This is a genomic window from Methylobacillus arboreus, assembly GCF_020532725.1.
In the GTDB taxonomy this organism is placed as follows: Bacteria; Pseudomonadota; Gammaproteobacteria; order Burkholderiales; family Methylophilaceae; genus Methylobacillus; species Methylobacillus arboreus.
In genome coordinates this window covers 16,316-34,905 of sequence record NZ_JAJAVC010000006.1, presented here as the reverse complement: position 1 = coordinate 34,905, position 18,590 = coordinate 16,316, and the positions used below count along the sequence as shown (strand labels likewise).

General features: G+C 55.9%; 18 protein-coding genes. 8 read left to right on the top strand and 10 right to left on the bottom strand.

Going from position 1 to position 18,590, the window contains the following annotated elements; all coding sequences use genetic code 11:
• Positions 1 to 133: 133 nt before the first annotated feature.
• The 5 genes from ilvC to nadC all read right to left on the bottom strand — a co-directional run bounded on the left by ilvC (position 134) and on the right by nadC (position 6,317).
• The gene (ilvC, locus tag LG198_RS06260) at positions 134 to 1,150 is read right to left on the bottom strand and encodes a ketol-acid reductoisomerase (RefSeq protein ID WP_230342327.1); all 1,017 of its coding nucleotides are present in this window, start codon (positions 1,148 to 1,150) and stop codon (positions 134 to 136) included.
• A 56-nt stretch (positions 1,151 to 1,206) separates the two neighbouring features.
• Complete coding sequence (gene ilvN, locus LG198_RS06255) at positions 1,207 to 1,698, bottom strand: acetolactate synthase small subunit (protein ID WP_230342326.1); 492 nt, start codon at positions 1,696 to 1,698, stop codon at positions 1,207 to 1,209.
• 12 nt (positions 1,699 to 1,710) lie between these two features.
• Entirely contained in the window at positions 1,711 to 3,417 is a 1,707-nt protein-coding gene (locus tag LG198_RS06250; protein WP_230342325.1) for an acetolactate synthase 3 catalytic subunit, read from the bottom strand.
• 158 nt (positions 3,418 to 3,575) lie between these two features.
• The gene (locus LG198_RS06245; protein WP_230342324.1) at positions 3,576 to 5,360 is read right to left on the bottom strand and encodes a GspE/PulE family protein; all 1,785 of its coding nucleotides are present in this window, start codon (positions 5,358 to 5,360) and stop codon (positions 3,576 to 3,578) included.
• A gap of 96 nt (positions 5,361 to 5,456) precedes the next feature.
• Positions 5,457 to 6,317, bottom strand: coding sequence for a carboxylating nicotinate-nucleotide diphosphorylase (gene nadC / locus LG198_RS06240; RefSeq protein ID WP_230342323.1), 861 nt, complete (start codon positions 6,315 to 6,317; stop codon positions 5,457 to 5,459).
• 47 nt (positions 6,318 to 6,364) lie between these two features.
• On the opposite strand from nadC, the gene LG198_RS06235 reads away from it, so the two are divergent.
• A complete protein-coding gene (locus LG198_RS06235) occupies positions 6,365 to 6,976 on the top strand; it encodes a glutathione S-transferase family protein (RefSeq protein WP_230342322.1) in 612 nt (203 codons plus the stop codon).
• A gap of 20 nt (positions 6,977 to 6,996) precedes the next feature.
• Here the strand turns inward: LG198_RS06235 and mnmA are convergent, their stop codons facing one another.
• Complete coding sequence (mnmA, locus tag LG198_RS06230; protein ID WP_230342321.1) at positions 6,997 to 8,079, bottom strand: tRNA 2-thiouridine(34) synthase MnmA; 1,083 nt, start codon at positions 8,077 to 8,079, stop codon at positions 6,997 to 6,999.
• A 9-nt stretch (positions 8,080 to 8,088) separates the two neighbouring features.
• Positions 8,089 to 8,532: an NUDIX hydrolase gene (locus LG198_RS06225; RefSeq protein WP_230342320.1), complete on the bottom strand. Its 444-nt coding sequence runs from the start codon at positions 8,530 to 8,532 to the stop codon at positions 8,089 to 8,091.
• 165 nt (positions 8,533 to 8,697) lie between these two features.
• Here LG198_RS06225 and LG198_RS06220 point away from each other — a divergent pair, with 165 nt between their 5' ends.
• The 3 genes from LG198_RS06220 to LG198_RS06210 all read left to right on the top strand — a co-directional run bounded on the left by LG198_RS06220 (position 8,698) and on the right by LG198_RS06210 (position 11,650).
• The gene (locus LG198_RS06220) at positions 8,698 to 9,288 is read left to right on the top strand and encodes a Maf family protein (protein WP_328484982.1); all 591 of its coding nucleotides are present in this window, start codon (positions 8,698 to 8,700) and stop codon (positions 9,286 to 9,288) included.
• A 35-nt stretch (positions 9,289 to 9,323) separates the two neighbouring features.
• Positions 9,324 to 10,775, top strand: a complete 1,452-nt coding sequence (gene rng, locus LG198_RS06215; RefSeq protein WP_230342319.1) for a ribonuclease G — start codon at positions 9,324 to 9,326, stop codon at positions 10,773 to 10,775.
• A gap of 152 nt (positions 10,776 to 10,927) precedes the next feature.
• Complete coding sequence (locus LG198_RS06210) at positions 10,928 to 11,650, top strand: NADPH-dependent F420 reductase (protein ID WP_230342318.1); 723 nt, start codon at positions 10,928 to 10,930, stop codon at positions 11,648 to 11,650.
• Between the two features lie 91 nt (positions 11,651 to 11,741).
• On the opposite strand, the gene LG198_RS06205 is transcribed toward LG198_RS06210, so the two are convergent.
• The 3 genes from LG198_RS06205 to LG198_RS06195 are packed head-to-tail and all read right to left on the bottom strand — an operon-like array spanning position 11,742 to position 13,874.
• Positions 11,742 to 12,317, bottom strand: coding sequence for a YggT family protein (locus LG198_RS06205; RefSeq protein ID WP_230342317.1), 576 nt, complete (start codon positions 12,315 to 12,317; stop codon positions 11,742 to 11,744).
• A gap of 34 nt (positions 12,318 to 12,351) precedes the next feature.
• Positions 12,352 to 13,161: a pyrroline-5-carboxylate reductase gene (gene proC / locus LG198_RS06200; RefSeq protein WP_230342316.1), complete on the bottom strand. Its 810-nt coding sequence runs from the start codon at positions 13,159 to 13,161 to the stop codon at positions 12,352 to 12,354.
• A gap of 5 nt (positions 13,162 to 13,166) precedes the next feature.
• Positions 13,167 to 13,874 carry a YggS family pyridoxal phosphate-dependent enzyme gene (locus tag LG198_RS06195; protein WP_230342315.1) on the bottom strand — a complete coding sequence of 236 codons (708 nt, stop codon included), beginning with the start codon at positions 13,872 to 13,874 and terminating at the stop codon, positions 13,167 to 13,169.
• Positions 13,875 to 13,950: 76 nt separating this feature from the next.
• On the opposite strand from LG198_RS06195, the gene LG198_RS06190 reads away from it, so the two are divergent.
• The 4 genes from LG198_RS06190 to LG198_RS06175 all read left to right on the top strand — a co-directional run bounded on the left by LG198_RS06190 (position 13,951) and on the right by LG198_RS06175 (position 18,588).
• Positions 13,951 to 14,994 carry a type IV pilus twitching motility protein PilT gene (locus tag LG198_RS06190; RefSeq protein WP_230342314.1) on the top strand — a complete coding sequence of 348 codons (1,044 nt, stop codon included), beginning with the start codon at positions 13,951 to 13,953 and terminating at the stop codon, positions 14,992 to 14,994.
• A 19-nt stretch (positions 14,995 to 15,013) separates the two neighbouring features.
• Complete coding sequence (locus tag LG198_RS06185) at positions 15,014 to 16,150, top strand: PilT/PilU family type 4a pilus ATPase (protein ID WP_230342313.1); 1,137 nt, start codon at positions 15,014 to 15,016, stop codon at positions 16,148 to 16,150.
• A gap of 54 nt (positions 16,151 to 16,204) precedes the next feature.
• On the top strand, positions 16,205 to 16,957 hold the full coding sequence (locus LG198_RS06180; protein WP_230342312.1) for a TerC family protein: 753 nt from the start codon (positions 16,205 to 16,207) through the stop codon (positions 16,955 to 16,957).
• 179 nt (positions 16,958 to 17,136) lie between these two features.
• Positions 17,137 to 18,588: an acetamidase/formamidase family protein gene (locus LG198_RS06175; RefSeq protein WP_230342311.1), complete on the top strand. Its 1,452-nt coding sequence runs from the start codon at positions 17,137 to 17,139 to the stop codon at positions 18,586 to 18,588.
• Positions 18,589 to 18,590: the final 2 nt, after the last annotated feature.

The following is an 18,590-nucleotide window of genomic DNA, read 5'->3' as shown; positions in this document are numbered from 1 at the left end:
AACCTCTTAACATGAGACTGAATGTAAAAAAGAGGCTGGACATTGTCCAGCCTCTTTCCATTTTAGCTTAGACTCGGATCGCTGAGTTTTGTTAGCGGCTCTAAGTTCGATCCGATCAATCTATCAAAAACTGTTAGTTCTTGGATTGATCTACCAGCTTGTTCTTGGCAATCCAAGGCATCATGGAGCGCAGCTGGCCGCCAACTTGCTCAATGGGATGAGCAGCATTGAGGCGACGACGTGCAGTCATGGATGGATAGTTGGTACGGCCTTCCAGGATGAACTGCTTGGCGTAGTCACCGTTCTGGATGTTGGTCAGGCATTCCTTCATTGCAGCGCGGGCCTGGTCGGCAATCACGCGCGGGCCGGTGACATACTCGCCGTATTCAGCGTTGTTGGAGATGGAGTAGTTCATGTTGGCAATGCCGCCTTCGTACATGAGGTCCACGATCAGTTTCAGTTCGTGCAGGCATTCGAAGTAAGCCATTTCTGGTGCGTAACCTGCTTCAACCAGTGTCTCGAAGCCAGCCTTGACCAGCTCAACCGCGCCGCCACAGAGCACAGCCTGTTCGCCGAACAAGTCGGTTTCGGTTTCTTCACGGAAGTTAGTCTCGATTACGCCACCCTTGGTGCCGCCGTTGGCTGCAGCGTAGGAAAGCGCAATGTCCTTGGCCTTGCCGGATGCGTCTTGGTAAACCGCGATCAATGAAGGTACGCCGCCGCCCTTGAGGTATTCGGAACGCACTGTGTGGCCTGGGCCCTTTGGCGCGATCATGATCACGTCCAGGTCTTTACTTGGCACGATCTGGTTGTAATGCACGTTGAAGCCGTGAGCAAAGGCTAGCGCAGCGCCCTTCTTCAGGTTAGGTTCGATTTCTGCCTTATAGATTTCTGCCATGGTTTCGTCTGGCAGCAATACCATGACGACGTCAGCACCAGTGACGGCATCCTTAATTTCCTTGACGTCATGGCCTGCATTTACAGCCTTGGCAAAGGAGCTGCCATCCTTGCGCGCACCGATAGTGACAGTTGCACCGGAGTCCTTCAGGTTTTGTGCATGCGCGTGGCCCTGGGAACCGTAACCGACGATTGTCACCTTCAGTTTCTTAATCAGGGAGAGGTCAGCGTCCTTGTCGTAATAGACTTTCATTTTTTACCTTTCAATACAAATGGATTCTGCCGCCTGTGAATAGGCAGCTGGAGTGTTTAAAGTTTGAGTATCCTGTCGCCGCGGCCGATGCCGGAAGCGCCGGTGCGCACGGTTTCGAGAATGACGGCCTTATCCAGTGCTTCCAGGAAGGCGTCCAGCTTGGAGCCGGAGCCGGTCAACTCAATGGTGTAGCTACCGTCCGCGACATCGATGATGCGGCCGCGGAAAATGTCGCACATGCGCTTCATTTCATCGCGGAAGGAGCCGGTAGCCTTTACCTTCACCAACATCAGCTCACGCTCGATAAAGCGGCCATCGTTGAGGTCCAGTACCTTGACCACATCAATCAGCTTGTTGAGCTGCTTGATGATCTGCTCGATCACATCATCCGATCCGGAGGTGACGATGGTCATGCGTGACAGCGTGGCGTCCTCGGTGGGCGCCACGGTCAGGGATTCGATATTGTATGCACGCGCAGAAAACAGGCCGGCAACGCGGGAGAGGGCGCCGGCTTCGTTTTCCATCAATATGGAGATGATATGTTTCATGCTTGGTTCTTCTTACAGGTCTTCAGCCAGGATGATTTCAGATAACCCCTTGCCGTTCGGCACCATCGGGAACACGTTTTCGTTCTGGTCGGTAATGAAGTTCATGAAGACGAACCGGTCTGTGAGGTTGAATGCCTCGGTCAAGGCGCCTTCAACATCAGCAGGCTTTTCGATATTCATGCCGACATGACCGTAGGACTCTGCGAGCTTGACGAAATCCGGCAGGCTGTCCATATAGGATTCGGAATAACGGTTTTCATAGAAGAACTGCTGCCACTGGCGCACCATACCGAGATAGCGGTTGTTGAGCAGAACCACTTTGATCGGCAGGTGGAACTGCTTACAGGTGGAGAGCTCCTGGATGTTCATCTGGATGCTGCCTTCGCCGGTGACACAGGCCACCTTGGCCGAGGGGTCGGCAAACTGCACACCCATGGCATAGGGCAGGCCGACGCCCATGGTGCCCAAGCCGCCAGAGTTGATCCAGCGGCGCGGCTTGTCGAACTTGTAGTATTGGGCGGCCCACATCTGGTGCTGGCCTACGTCTGATGTGACATAGGCATCGCCCTTGGTGACTTCCCACAATTTCTCGATCACGAACTGCGGCTTGATAATCTCGCTATTGCGGTTGTAGGTGAGACAGTTGCGGCCGCGCCATTCCTCGATCTGCGTCCACCATGCCTTGAGCGCGGCAGCATCGGGCGTGCGGGTTTCCGCATCCAGCAATTCGTTCATCTCGGCGAGCACGGATTGCACATGGCCGACGATGGGGACATCCACCTTGACGCGCTTGGAAATGGAAGACGGATCCACGTCAATGTGGACGATGGTGCGGTCCTTGTTATAGAAGTGCTGGGGATTGCCGATCACGCGGTCGTCAAAGCGCGCGCCTACGGCAACCAGCACGTCACAGTTCTGCATTGCCATGTTGGCTTCCAGCGTGCCGTGCATGCCGAGCATGCCGACAAACTGCTTGTCTGTCGCAGGGTAGCCGCCCAAACCCATCAAGGTGTTGGTCACCGGGAAACCCAGTCTGTGCGCAAGCTTGATCAGTTGATCTGCTGCATCGCCTAGCACCACGCCGCCACCGGTATACAGCATGGGGCGCTTGGCCTCAAGCATGAGCTTGATGGCTTTCTTGATCTGGCCGGAGTGTCCTTTGAGGATAGGCGTGTAGGAACGCATCTCCACGCTTTTGGGATATTCGTAATGGCCGAGGTGCGCGGTGATGTCTTTGGGAATATCGACGACCACGGGGCCGGGACGCCCAGTCGCGGCGATGAAGAATGCCTTCTTGATCGTGGGCGCAATATCCTTGACATCCTTGACCAGGAAGTTGTGCTTAACACAGGGACGTGAAATACCAATCATGTCCACTTCCTGGAAGGCATCCAGGCCGATGGCAGGGGTCGGTGCCTGGCCACTGATGATGACCATGGGAATCGAATCCATGTGGGCAGTTGCAATGCCGGTAATCGCATTGGTGGCGCCAGGGCCGGAGGTTACGAGGGCGACCCCGACCTGGCCGGTGGCGCGGGAATAGGCGTCCGCTGCGTGGACAGCAGCTTGCTCATGGCGGACAAGGATGTGCTTGAACTTGTCCTGCTTGAATATTTCATCGTAAATGTTGAGCACCGCGCCGCCAGGATAGCCGAAAACGTATTTGACGTTCTCTTCCTGTAGGCAGCGGATGACGATTTCTGCGCCAGATAATTCCATAGATATTGCTTGTTATGCCGAGGATTTGGGAAACTTAGAACACTAACGGTTTGTGCCTGTTTGGTCAAGGCAGATTACGCGAAACATTGCTTTAAGCCGGTGATTTTTAAGTGGCTTGTGAGCAACTCAGGCAGCACAGTTTTCCATTTTTATTCATGTTATTCAAATGGTGGCGGTGCGACCTTGAATAGCTCTTCTATGGTGGTCAACCCGGCCGCGATTTTTTCCGCGCCGTTGATCAGCAACGGCTGCATGCCTTGTTTGTATGCAAGCTGCTTGATGCTGGAAAGGTCGGCATCATGCGTGATGAGCTTCTTGAGCTCGGGTGTCAGGGACAGCATTTCATAAATACCGCTACGGCCGCGGTAACCGGTCATGCGGCACTCCAGGCAACCATTGGCGACATGGATTTGCGCAGGTTTGGGCAGTTTCCACGCGCCGACCAACTCATCCCAGCGTTCCTGGCTGATCTCGGCAGGTGTCTTGCAATGCGGGCACAATGTGCGGACCAGCCGTTGTGCCATGATGCCGATCAGCGAGGAGTGGATCAGGTAGGGCGGGATGCCTAAGTCCAACAGCCGGGTCACTGCGGCAGGGGCATCATTGGTATGCAGGGTGGAGAGCACCAAGTGGCCGGTGAGTGCTGCCTGGATGGCCATTTCACCGGTTTCCACATCGCGGATTTCGCCTACCATGATGATGTCCGGGTCCTGGCGCAGCAGCGTGCGGACGCCATCGGCAAAGTCCAGGCCGATATTGTGCTGCACCTGCATCTGGTTGAAGGCGGGCTCCACCATTTCTATCGGGTCTTCCACGGTACAGACATTGACTTCCGGCGTGGCGAGCAGTTTTAGCGTGGAATAAAGCGTGGTGGTCTTGCCAGAGCCGGTGGGACCGGTGACCAGCACAATGCCATTCGGGCTCTGGGTCCATTTGATCCATTTTTGTGCCTGCTCGCTGGAAAAGCCCAGCTCGACAAAATCCTTGACCAGGATTTCCGGCGTGAAGATACGCATGACCAGCTTTTCGCCAAACGCGGTGGGCATGGTCGAGAGGCGCAGCTCGATCTCTTCACCCTCATCTGTAAGCGTCTTGATACGGCCATCCTGCGGTCGGCGTTTTTCCACCATATCCATGCGCCCGAGCAGCTTGATGCGGTTGGTGATCGCATTCATGATCGCGCTGGGCAACTGATACACCTGATGCAGCACCCCATCGATACGGAAGCGCAATAAGCCCATATTGCGCCTTGGCTCCAGGTGGATGTCGCTGGCGCGTTGCTCGAAGGCATACTTGAACAGCCAGTCCACGATATTGATGACATGCTGTTCATTCGCGTCGAGATTGCTGTGCTTGCCCAGCTCGACCAGTTGCTCAAGGTTCTGAACGCCGATTACCTGCCCGGTCTTGGCGGTGTTAGCCAGGTTGATGGAGTTTGCGAGGTTGTAGACTTCCGGCAGGTAGCGGTTGATTTCGCGCGGGTTGGCGACGACCAACCGGATGTTGAGTTTGAGGATGCGTTCGAGATCGGGAATCCACTCGGTAAAGAAAGGCTCGGCGGTGGCAATGACGGCTTCCTGCCCGCTGATCTTCACCGGCATGATCTTCAGGCGTTCGGCATAGGCTTTGGAAACAACCTGGGCAACGGCGCTGAAATCGAGCTTGAGCGGATCGACATGAAAATGCTCCAGGTTGGCCCGAACGGCGAGCCAGGCGGTCAGCGCTTCCAGCGAGAGCAGTTTGTTGGGCTGCTGCAGGTTTTTCCACTTTTGCTCGCTGATGATGATCAGCGGATGCAGGTTGGAGCTGTCGAGCCGTCTATCCTTGTATAGCTGTTCCGCCTGTAACTTATGCACCAGGCCATCATTGACCAGCATGCGCAGGGTATCGCCAATGGTCAGGCGACCAGGTGCCGGTTGGAAGGCGGTTGTGGGTTGGTGCATCTTGGCAATACTAAAGACTACTGCCTTAAAAGTCGATGCGTTTGGGGATAAGCGGAGAAGAGGCTGGCTTATGCATCTTAGAGCTTGTTCACGCTCTTACTTTTCCTCAAACCGCATGGAAAGATCCAGGGCATGCACATGCTTGGTCAGGCTGCCGATTGAAATGCGATCCACGCCTGTCAGGGCGATCTCCCGCACATTGTCGAGGTCAATGCCGCCAGAGGCCTCCAGTACTGCACGCTGATTGTTGATGCGAACTGCTTCGCGTAATTGGACGGTGCTGAAGTTGTCTAGCAATATGAGTGTGGCACCTGCATCAAGCGCTATTTGCAGTTGTTCCAGTGTTTCGACTTCAATCTGGATGGGTACGCCTGCCTTGAGTGCGCGGGCATTGTGCAGCGCGGCTTCGATACTGCCTGCTGCTGCAATGTGGTTTTCCTTGATCAGGATGCCGTCATAGAGGCCGATGCGCTGATTGAGGCCTCCACCCACACGCACTGCATATTTTTGCGCAAGCCTGAGACCGGGCAAGGTTTTGCGCGTGTCCAGAATGCGCGCCTGGGTGCCTGTTGTTTCTTTAACATATTGGCGGGTCAGGGTGGCTGTGGCAGACAATGTTTGCAGGAAGTTGAGTGCGCAACGCTCTGCGGTGAGCAGTGCGCGCGCTGGGCCTGAGAGTTCGCAAAGCGTAGTGCCAGCCTGGATTTCGTCTCCTTCCACTACCTGCCATGTGATGGATGTATCTTGCGACACGCGGTGAAACACCCTGGTCGCCCAGGGTATGCCGCAAATGACCGCATCCTCCCGGCTGATGATGGTGGCGTGGGCGAGCTCGCCTGCAGGGACCAGTTGTGCCGTGACATCGCCACTGCCCAGGTCTTCTTCCAGGGCGCGGGTAATATCTGCATCGACTGTGGCAAGCAATGATTCGGGCAGGGCGGATAATGTGGCTTTCATGATTTACATTATAATGCACTCATCCACATCCCAAGGGCTTGTTCGAGATGAAGCTTCTCTATTCCAATACTAGTCCTTATGCCCGTAAAGTGCGGGTGGTGGCCGTCGAGAAACGTATTGATGTCACCATGGTGCCGGTGGTACTTGCCGACCCGGATTGCCCGGTCAAGGACCATAATCCGCTGGGCAAGATTCCGGTGCTGATCCTCGCGGATGGCGACAGTCTGTACGACTCGCGCGTAATTGTGGAATACCTGGATAACCGCACGCCCCTGGCCCACCTGATTCCGCAGGATCATAGCGCCAAGATCTGGGTGCGACGCTGGGAGGCCCTGGCGGACGGTGTCTGTGATGCTGCCATTGCAGCCGTGCTAGAGGGGCGCCGTCCCGAAGACGCGCAGGACACCGCGGCGATTGCCAAGCAACTGGGCAAGGTGGAACGGGGCCTGAAGGCGTTGAATGACGATCTGGGCAATAACAAGTGGTGCGTCAACGATACTTTCAGTCTGGCAGACATTGCGTTGGGCTGTGTGCTGGGGTACCTGGATTTGCGCTACCAGCACCTGGACTGGAAACAGCAATATCCCAACCTTGCCCGGCATTATGTTGCCATGCTGAAGCGTCCTTCATTCAAGGATACCGCGCCCGTTAGTAATTGATTCTGGCACTGTAGGATGACTTAAAGTGCTGAAGTGATAATTCCGCCACCCAAGCAGACATTGCTTTCATAGACCACGACCGATTGCCCCGGTGTAATCGCCCATTGTTTCTGCCCAAAGCGAATGTCGGTAATGCCGCCTTCCAGCCTGTCGATTTCACAAGGCGCGTCCGGCTGGCGGTAACGGGTCTTGGCGGCATATACCCAGTGTGTTTGCGGGTCTTCGCCGGCAATCCAGTGCAGGTTGCCGGCTACCAGGCCGTCGTTGAGCAATAAGGGATGGTCGTGCCCCTGCACCACAACCAGCACATTGCGCTGCATGTCCTTGCCAGCGACGAACCAGGGCTCGCCATTGCTTTCCTTCGAGCCGCCGATTCCCAGACCTTGGCGCTGCCCCATGGTGTAGTACATCAAGCCGTTGTGCTGGCCGACGACCTTGCCTTCAGGCGTCTGGATTTCTCCAGGCGTGCGTGGCAGGTAGCGACTGAGGAATTCCTGGAACGGACGTTCGCCGATGAAGCAGATGCCGGTGGAGTCCTTCTTCTCGCTGGTGGGCAGTCCTGCACGGCGCGCAATTTCGCGGATCTCGCGCTTGAGCAGATGGCCGAGCGGGAACAGGGTCTTGGATAATTGCGTCTGGTTGAGGCGGTAAAGGAAATAGCTCTGATCCTTGGTGCCGTCGTCAGCCTTCATGAGCTGGAACAAGCCATTTTTCTCGCGCACCTGGGCGTAATGGCCGGTGGCGATGAGGTCTCCCCCCAGCGCCATGGCATGGTCGAGGAATGCCTTGAACTTGATTTCGGAGTTGCAGAGGATATCCGGGTTGGGCGTACGGCCAGCGCTGTATTCCTCCAGGAAATTGGCGAATACGCGTTCCTTGTATTCCTTGCTGAAATTGACCGCCTCGATTTCGATACCGAGCTTGTCGGCGACGGCGGCCGCATCAATCAGGTCCTGCTTGGCGGGGCAGTATTCGTCGGTGTCGTCATCCTCCCAGTTCTTCATGAACAGGCCGGTGACTTCATAGCCTTGTTCCTTGAGCAGTAATGCGGCGACTGAGGAGTCGACGCCGCCGGACAGGCCGACGATGACTTTTTTCTTCATGATGCGATTCTATAAATGGGTGATGACGTTGAGCGGGAAATGCTGTCCCGCCAGATAATGCTCTATGCAGGCCAGCACTTGCGGGCTGCGGTGTTGCGCATGGCTGGCACGGACTTCATCCAGTGTAAGCCAGACTGCGCGCAGGATGCCATCATCAAGTGGCTGCTCCGGCCTATGGTCATCCACTTGGCCAATAAAGGCAAAGCGCAGGTAAGTGATGTCCTTGAGAGGGTGGCGCCAATGGTAGATGCCAAGCAGGCTTTGCGGGGTGAAGCGGTAGGCGGTTTCCTCGCGCGCTTCCCTGACTGCGGCTTCAAGCAGGCTTTCGCCATTCTCGACATGGCCGGCCGGCTGGTTGAGGCGGATGCCCTCGGCGGTTTCTTCCTCCACCAGGAGGAATCGGCCATCCTGCTCAACGATAGCGGCAACAGTGGTATGGGGTTTCCAGATCATGGGCTTGCTCACCAGGGCACAGATGTGCCAGGACAACGTAAACCCATAATTTTACAGCGGGATTGGCTGCGAAGCCAGTAACATCATTTCGACTCACTTGTTGGTGCCAAGGTCTATCGGTTAGTATCCTCGCCCAAGTTAACCAACATATTCCATAGAAGCTTGATGATGACACGCATTTATCTTGCCTCGCGCTCACCAAGGCGTGCGGAGCTGTTACAGCAAATTGGTGTGGAGTTTGTCGTATTGCCTTCCGATATAGACGAGTCTGTATATAATGCGGAACCGGCTGCCGATTATGTATTGCGGCTTGCGCGTGAAAAAGCACGGGCCTGTGCTGGAAAACTGGCTGTGCTGGATATGCCGGTGCTGGCAGCGGACACAACGGTATGTGTGGATGGCGATATTCTGGGCAAGCCGCAAGATGATGATGAGGCTTATGCCATGCTGGCTTCCATGTCAGGGGGCTGGCATGAGGTGCATACGGCAATTGCTCTGGCAAGTGGTAAGGGCGTGGAAACGGCACTTTCGACCACGCGCGTGAAGATGGCAAGCTTGAACCATGAGTTGATTGCGGCTTATGTGGCAAGTGGCGAGCCACGGGACAAGGCAGGCGCCTATGGCATACAAGGCTTGGGCGGCACCCTGATTGAGCGCATTGAAGGCAGCTACTCCGGCGTGATGGGCCTGCCGTTGTTTGAAACTGCGACCTTGCTCAGAAATTGCGGTTTTGCCATTCCGGGCCGGGCAGCCTGACTAAGAATAAGCGGAAAAATAAATTAAGTGATGTCATGAGTGAAGAAATTCTGATCAATGTAACGCCGCAGGAAACCCGTGTTGCCATCGTGGAGCAAGGGGTGCTGCAGGAGTTGCATGTGGAGCGTGCCACTTCGCTGGGACTGGTGGGCAACATCTATCGCGGCAAGGTCTGCCGCGTGTTGCCCGGCATGCAGTCAGCCTTCGTCGAGATTGGTTTGCAGCGAGCGGCCTTCCTGCACGTGGCGGATATTCTGGAATGCTGTAGCCCGGAAAAGGAAAAGGCCATCCAGGAGGTGCTGCACGAAGGCCAGCCCGTTATGGTGCAGGTGATCAAGGAGCCAATCGGCACCAAGGGCGCGCGCTTGACTACACAGATCAGTATTGCCGGGCGCTTCCTGGTTTATCTGCCGCAGCAGCAGCACATTGGCGTATCCCAGCGCATTGAAGATGAAGCCGAGCGTGAATTGCTGCGTGAGCGGCTATTGCGTCTGTTGCCCGAGAACCGCCAGGGCGGTTACATCATCCGCACCATGTCGGAAGCCGCTACTGATGAAGAGCTGCTTGCCGACATAGACTATCTGCAGAAGGTCTGGAGCAATATCCAGGCGGCAAGCCATGGTGCCGCAGACCGCTCCCTGGTGTTCCAGGACCTGGACCTGCCCATGCGTGTGCTGCGTGATGTGGTGAATGATGAGACTGAGCGCATCCTTGTCGATTCGCGCGAGACATACCAAAAGCTGCTTGATTTTGCCAGCCACTATGCCGTTGGCGCAGTCAAACGCATTGAGCATTATCAGGGTGGACGTCCTTTGTTTGATATGTACCATGTCGAGCATGAAATCAACAAGGCCATGTCGCGCAAGGTGGAGCTCAAGTCGGGTGGTTACCTGATCTTTGACCAGACCGAGGCGCTGACCACAGTGGATGTGAACACCGGCGGCTTTGTGAGCGGCCGCAGCCTTTCCGATACGATTTTCAAGACCAATCTTGAAGCGGCGCAATGTATTGCCCGTCAGTTACGCGTACGCAACCTCGGCGGCATCATCATCATTGATTTCATCGACATGGACGAACCTGAGCAACAGGAAGCCGTGCTCACCGAGCTGAAAAAAACCGTGGTCAAGGACAGGGCGCGGACCGGGGTCAACGGTTTCTCTACGCTTGGCCTGGTGGAAATGACGCGCAAGCGTACGCGAGAGAGCCTGGCGCACCTGTTGTGCGAGCCTTGCCCGTCCTGTAAGGGGCGGGGCGAGGTGAAAACCGCACAGACTGTTTGCTATGAAATTTTCCGAGAACTGCTGCGCAATGCCAAGCAGTTTACCGCACGCGAGTTCCGCATTCTGGCGGCGCCCAAGGTCATTGACCTGTTGCTGGATGAAGAATCGCAAAGCCTGGCCAATCTTTCCGATTTTATTGGCAAGCCCATTTCCCTGCAGGCAGAAACCCATTATGCCCAGGAAACCTACGATATTGTCCTCATGTAGCCTTTTGTGAAGTTCTGGTGCGGATGTTTGGCCCCAAGCCGGATTTACTTCCGCTTACATTATTTTTCGCAACCTTTACCTTGGTCTTTGTCATGGTACTGTTTCTGGTTCTATACTCGAACAGGTCATTGTTTTGATCAAGGAGAAATGCCATGCGTAATATATCGCGTCGACAGCTTCTGAAACTTGGAGGAGGCCTGGGCCTGCTGGCCGCTCTTCCTTTCGGTGGGCATGCTGCCTTTGCTGCTGAGGGGAAATCCCTAAAAATTGGCACTATCGGGGCAGGGAACCTGGGGGGCGCAGTCGGTGCACTATGGGTGAAGGCCGGGCATGAAGTCCTGTTTTCCTCACGGGATCCTGCAAGCCTGAAATCGCTGGTTGAGAAGCTGGGGCCCAAGGCACACGCTGGAACCGTGGAAGAAGCGATTGCATTCGGCGATGCCATTTTGCTGGCTGTGCCTTATGAGGCCTATCCACAAGTTGGCCGTGACTACGGCGAGGCGCTCAAGGGCAAGATCGTGCTTGATGCGGGTAATGCCAATCGCAGCTCGCTATATCCCGAGACCCAGGCCAACGGCATAGGTATCACCACGGCAAAATATCTGCCAGGCGCGCATATTGTCCGTGCCTTCAATGCTGCCAATAACCGTGTGTTTACCGATAATGCCGGGCGTACGCCCCGCATTGCCATCCCGATTGCCGGCGACGACCAACAGGCGCTGGAGGTTGCCAAGGCATTGATCTCCTCGGCAGGCTTCGATCCCCTTGTTGTGGGCGGATTGAAAGATGCGGATAAGTTTGCCATGGGCACTGATGGGTTTGGGCATATCTTGTCGGCTAACGAACTGGCGAAAAAGCTTGGCGTCGCACCTTAATCTCTGACTGGTCGCTGGCAGGAACAACTGCGTAAGCGGTCAGTTGTTCCTGCCCAGTCGACTGCTGGGCGGTATTGGATTCAGGCCCAGCTTAGAACAGGCGTAGTAACTGCTGCTCCATCGGAGTAACAAGTACGATCAGCACTAGCTGGGCGAAAATGAACACCGCTAAAGGGCTGAGGTCGAAACCGCCCGCGGTGGGAATGCGGTTGCGTAACGGACGCAATAGCGGCCGGGTAAGCGCGTCCAGCACCGGGCTGAGGATGGTGTGGGGATTGATCCAGCTGAGAATGGCTTGCAGCAGCACCGCATAAAGAAAGATATAGATGCTGAGTTTGAGCAGGCCGACAAATGCCAAGCCCAGCAAGGCGATCCAAATGGTGTTGTCTGCAACAAGCAAGGGAAAGTCGCGTATCCACAAAGAGCCCACTTGCAGCAGGAATTGCGCAATGAATGCCAGCAGCAGGGTGGAAGTGTCCAGGCCGCCAATCCCCGGGACAATACGCCGGATGGGTTTGACGGCAAAGTTGGTGACGGCGACGATGGCCTGGGAGACAGGGTTATGGAAAGGCGCCCGTGTCAGTTGCAGGTAGAAGCGCAGCAGCAGGGCCAGGGTAAATAGCCCCAATAAAGTATGCAGCAGGAATTGCAAGGCGTTGTCTATCATGCGGACTCCCGGCTTGAGGTTGCTGTTGGCATTGTTAATCCTTTCCTAATTGTTCGCCCAGTTCGCGTGCGCGTTCCGCTGCCGCATGCGCTGCCTGGATAATCGCCTGTTTGATATTGGCCTGTTCCATGGACTGGATCGCCCGCTCTGTGGTGCCGCCCTTGGATGTTACCTGGGAGCGCAATGTCGCTGCGGGCGAGTCGCTCTGGCTTGCCAGCTTGCTGGCGCCGAGGAATGTTTGCAGGCTCAATGAGCGTGCCTGTTCCGGGTCAAAGCCAAGCTCCAGTGCTGCCTGTTCCAGTGCTTCAATGAAGTAGAACACATAAGCCGGGCCGCTGCCAGAAATCGCGGTGACTGCGTCTATCTTGCTTTCATCGTCCAACCATAATGTACTGCCTGCAGCGGACAATAGCAGGTTGGCCTGTTCGCGCTGTTCCATGCTGACGCCTTCTGCCGCATAAAGGCCAGACACGCCAGCCTGGATTTGCGCAGGCGTATTGGGCATGACGCGCACAATGGCGCTGTAGCCGTTCAGCCAGCGGCTGAGGGCAGCGCAACTGATACCGGCGGCAATGGAAATAATGAGTTGCTGCTTGAGAAAACTCGCGAGAAAAATAGCGAGGTCGCGCAGTTGCTGGGGTTTGACTGCCAGGACGATGACGTCTGAATTGACGACGCTGGGCAGGTGCTCCGTGGCCTGCACGCCAAACGCTTCTGTCAGTTGCGCACGCTTTGCTGCATCCAGTTCCACGACATTGATATCTGCCGTGTTGAAGCCTTTTTGCTTGAGTCCGCCGATGATGGCGCCTGCCATGTTGCCGCCGCCGATGAAGCTGATTTTCATAGTGACTATTCTGTTGTTGATGTTGTTGACTTGATCCGGGCACCGAAAATGGCTGAGCCCACCCTGACTATTGTCGCACCCTCCCGGATAGCTGCGGGAAAATCTTCCGACATGCCCATGGACAAGGTATCCAGGTCGTGACCTTGCGCCAATAGTGTTTGGTAGATGTTACGCACCTCGCGGAACTGGGCCTGCTGCACTGCCGGGTCGGCCGTCGGCGCAGGAATCGCCATAAGGCCTCGCAGGCTCAGGCGCGGCAATTGCCTGATATGTCCGGCAAGCGCAATCGCTTCTGCCGCGCTGGCGCCGCTCTTGCTGTTTTCCTCGCTTATATTGACCTGGATGCAGACCTGAAGCTGAGGGAGTTCTGCACTGCGGGCCGCATTGAGCCGCTCGGCGATCTTGACGCGATCCACGCTGTGCACCCAGTCGAAATGCTGGGCGATTGCTTGGGTCTTGTTGCTCTGGATCGGGCCGATAAAGTGCCATTCTATCGCCAGGTCCTTGAGTTCTGCCTGCTTGGTCAGCGCTTCCTGCAGGTAATTCTCGCCGAACTTGCGCTGCCCGAGCATGTAGACTTCGCGCATGGCGCTGGCCGGGTGCGCCTTGCTTACGGCCAGCAGGCTCACAGAGTCCGGCGCTCTTCCGGCATCAAGCGCTGCGGCCTCGATGCTGGCCTTGATTGCTTGCCAGCGCCCGCCAATTGTGTCCATAATCCGTCCATCCTTCGTGATTGCAACCATACCGGGCACCAGCGTGCCTGGGGCAAAATTATAACAGGAGCCTCTCTTGGATATTTCGGATTTACTGGCGTTCTCGGTCAAAAACAAGGCTTCCGACTTGCATCTCTCGGCAGGGATGCCGCCATTGATCCGGGTGCATGGCGATGTGCGCAAGATCAATGTGCCGCCGCTGGACCACAGCGCTGTGCACGACATGGTGTATGACATCATGAACGACGGCCAGCGCAAGGTGTACGAAGAGACGCTGGAGTGTGATTTTTCCTTCGAGATCCCCAACCTGGCGCGTTTCCGTGTCAATGCCTTCAACCAGAACCGCGGGGCTGGCGCGGTATTCCGTACCATTCCTTCCAAGGTGCTGACCATGGAGCAGTTGGGCTGTCCGCCCATCTTCCGCGAGATTGCGCAGAACCCGCGCGGCATCGTGCTGGTGACCGGGCCTACCGGCTCCGGTAAATCCACCACATTGGCGGCCATGATCGACTTCATCAATGAAAACGAGTTCGGCCATATTCTTACCGTGGAAGACCCGATCGAGTTCGTGCATATCTCGAAAAAATGCCTGATCAACCAGCGCGAGGTCGGGCCGCATACCCTGTCATTTTCCAATGCCTTGCGTTCAGCACTGCGTGAAGACCCGGACGTGATCCTGGTCGGTGAAATGCGGGACCTGGAAACCATCCGCCTGGCACTAAGCGCGGCTGAAACCGGCCACCTGGTGTTCGGCACCCTGCACACTAGTTCCGCTGCCAAGACCATAGACCGTATCGTCGATGTATTCCCGGCAGCGGAAAAGGAGATGGTGCGCTCCATGTTGTCGGAATCGTTACGCGCCGTGATCTCGCAAACCCTGTGCAAGACCAAGGATGAGCAAGGCCGTGTGGCGGCGCATGAAATCATGATCGGCACGCCAGCTATCCGCAACCTGATCCGCGAGAACAAGATTGCGCAGATGTATTCCGCGATCCAGACTGGGCAGAATGTCGGCATGCAGACCCTGGACCAGAACCTGCAAGACCTGGTGCGGCGTAACCTGATTTCCCTGGCCGAGGCAAGAACCAAAGCTGCCAACAAGGATGCCTTTGTCGGCTAGCCGGAGATAAACGAATTATATGGATCAGGGGCAAGCAGAGAAGTTTGTATTCGACCTATTGCGGTTGATGCTGGGTAAGAAGGCATCCGACCTCTTCATTACGGCAGGATTTCCGCCGGCCATGAAGATAGACGGCAAGATGATGCCGGTAACGCAACAGGCACTGACAGCGCAGCAGGCGCGCGAGATTGCGCGTGCCATCATGAACGACAAGCAGGCGGCAGAATTTGAAGCAAGCCGCGAGTGCAATTTTGCCATCGGCATGCCAGGCGTGGCGCGTTTCCGCGTCAATGCCTTTGTGCAGCGCGGCAGTGTCGGCCTGGTGTTCCGTACCATTACCACCAAGATTCCGCGTCTTGAGGAATTGGGGCTGCCGGAGATACTCAAGGAGGTTGCCCAGGCCAAGCGCGGCTTGGTGATTTTTGTTGGCGGTACCGGTTCAGGCAAGTCTACCTCGCTTGCAGCGATGGTAGGTTACCGCAATGAAAACAGCCACGGCCACATCATCACCATAGAAGACCCGATCGAGTTTGTGCATGAGCACAAGAACTGCATCATCACCCAGCGCGAGATCGGGGTGGATACCGACAACTGGCAGACAGCGCTCAAGAACACCTTGCGCCAAGCGCCGGACGTGATTCTGATCGGCGAAATCCGTGACCGTGAAACCATGGATTACGCTATTGCCTTTGCCGAGACCGGGCACCTGTGCATGGCCACCCTGCATGCCAACAGCACCAACCAGGCATTGGACCGCATCATCAACTTCTTCCCGGAAGAGCGCCGCCACCAGTTGCTCATGGATTTGTCGCTCAATGTGCAGGCGTTTGTCTCCCAGCGTCTGATTGCGCGTAAAGGCACCACAGGCCGTGTTGCGGCGATGGAAATCATGATCAACTCGCCGCTGATTTCCGACCTGATCTTCAAGGGCGAAGTGCACGAAATCAAGGAGATCATCGCCAAGTCGCGCGAGCTGGGCATGCAGACGTTTGACCAATCCCTGTTCGTCTTGCACGAGGCAGACCTGATCAGCTATGAGGATGCCCTGCGCAATGCGGATTCGGTTAACGACCTCAGGCTCAGGATCAAGCTGGAGGGCAAGGATGCCAAGGACAAGGACCTCTCCGCAGGGTTGGATAATCTCGGTATAGTGTGAGCCTGTCAGCACTGCTTGCTGATATTCTCCAATTTTCTTTTCTGAAAGCCGAATATGCTGGAATGGTTGGCAAGCCCTGAAGCCTGGATTGCGCTCGCAACATTGACTGCCCTGGAAATCGTCCTCGGCATAGACAACATCATCTTTATCTCCATCCTCGTCGGCCGCCTGCCGGAAAAGCAGCGAAACATTGCCAGACGGCTTGGACTGAGCCTGGCGATGATCGCGCGCCTGGCGCTGCTATTCTCCATTTCCTGGGTCATGGGCCTTACCCAGCCCTGGTTCGAGATTGCTGGCGTGGAAGTATCCGGCCGCGACTTGATCCTGATTGGCGGCGGCCTGTTCCTGCTCGCCAAGGCCACGCATGAAATCCATAACAGCCTTGAAGGCGTCGATGGCCATAACGAAGGCAATGTGGTCGTTGCCAGCATGGGCATGGTGCTGGTGCAGATCGCCGTGCTGGACATCGTATTCTCGCTGGATTCCGTGATTACCGCCGTTGGGTTGGCCGACCATGTCGGCATCATGGCGACCGCCATCATTATTGCTGTGGGTGTCATGCTGTTTGCTGCCAAGTCCATAGGCGAGTTTGTCGATGGGCACCCCACGATTAAGATTCTTGCCTTGTCCTTCCTGATCCTGGTTGGCGTGACACTGATGGTGGAAGGCTTCGATGTGCATGTGCCGAAAGGCTACATCTACTTTGCCATGGCGTTCTCGGTGGCGGTGGAAATGCTCAACATCCGCATGCGTAAGCGCGTGGCTACGAGAAAGCCGGTGAAGTTGCGCAAGAAACCGATGCAATGATGATTCGCCATGGGCCGCGATAGTGCATGGTGTTGAATCATGGTGCGGAGGAATGCGGGGAAGTAGAAGTTATGTCAATCTATCTTGCTGAATAATATGTAATTTTATACATACACTCATTTGGTATTCATATTGCTTTGGTTCCTAATGACCTTTTCAATATCATGGGAGTTGGCCAAATGAGTGAGCATGTCTGTCAGCAAGGGTGCCGTCATCATTCACATGCAGCGGATAACCCGGAAATCCAGCAAGAGTTTCAGGAAGGCAGGCGCGATTTCATGCGTGACTTTGCCGTCGGAGGCGTGCTCGCCTCTGCGGCAAGCATGGGGATCAGTGCCAGTGCTTTTGGCCAGACTACGCCCAAGTCTGGTGCCTCCACCGGGCATGCCACCCATTACTATATTCCCGCTAACGATAAAACCGTGAATTGGGGGTTCTTCAGTAAATCCCTGAAACCCATTGTGGAGCTTGAGTCGGGTGACTTCGCCACCATGGAGACACTGACCCACCATTCCAATGACGATGCACCGCTCATGGTCAAGGGCGACCCTGGCGCCGAGAGCGTGTTTTACTGGGACAGCAAGCACAAGAATGTGGATCGTCGCGGGGTCGGGCCGATGGATCACAAGCTGGGGGCTGGCGGTGGCCTCGGCGTGCATATCTGTACCGGGCCGGTTGCAGTCAAGGGCGCGCAGCCGGGTGATGTGCTGGAGGTGCGGATTGTTGATGTGGCATTGCGCCCGAGCGCCAACCCTGAATTCAAGGGCAAGGCTTTCGGCTCCAATGTCGCCGCCAACTGGGGCTTTCACTATAACGATCTGATAGAAGAGCCGAAGAAGCGCGAAGTCGTGACGATTTACGAGCTGGATGCCACAGGGGAGCGCAATTGGGCCCGTGCATTCTATAACTACCGCTGGACGCCGCAGACCGATCCTTTCGGCGTGGTGCACCCGATTGTCGATTATCCAGGCGTGCCTGTTGATCACAGCACCATCAGCAAAAATTACGATGTGCTGAAAAATATCCGCGTCCCGGTACGCCCGCATTTCGGCACCATGGGGCTGGCGCCGGTGGAGGCTGACATGGTGAACTCCATCCCGCCAAGCTACACCGGCGGCAATATCGACAATTGGCGCATAGGAAAGGGCGCGACCATGTATTACCCGGTTTCAGTGCCGGGCGGCATGTTCTCAGTGGGTGATCCGCATGCCTCGCAAGGGGATTCTGAAATGTGCGGCACCGCGATCGAGTGTTCCTTGACCGGCACCTTCCAGTTCATCCTGCACAAAAAGGCCGATCTGGCAGGCACCGCACTGGAAAGCCTGCAATATCCGCTGCTGGAAACCCAGGATGAATGGGTGCTGCATGGCTTCAGCTATGCCAACTACCTTGCCGAGCTTGGCGCTGATGCGCAAAACAGCATCTTTTCGAAATCCTCGCTGGATCTGGCGCTCAAGGATGCATTCCGCAAGATGCGGCATTTCCTCATGCATACCCAGCATTTGAGCGAGGACGAGGCGGTTTCATTGATGTCGATCGGCGTGGACTTTGGTGTGACTCAGGTGGTAGATGGCAACTGGGGCGTGCATGCCGTGGTGAAAAAAGGCATTTTCCCGGCGCGAGATGCTTAGCT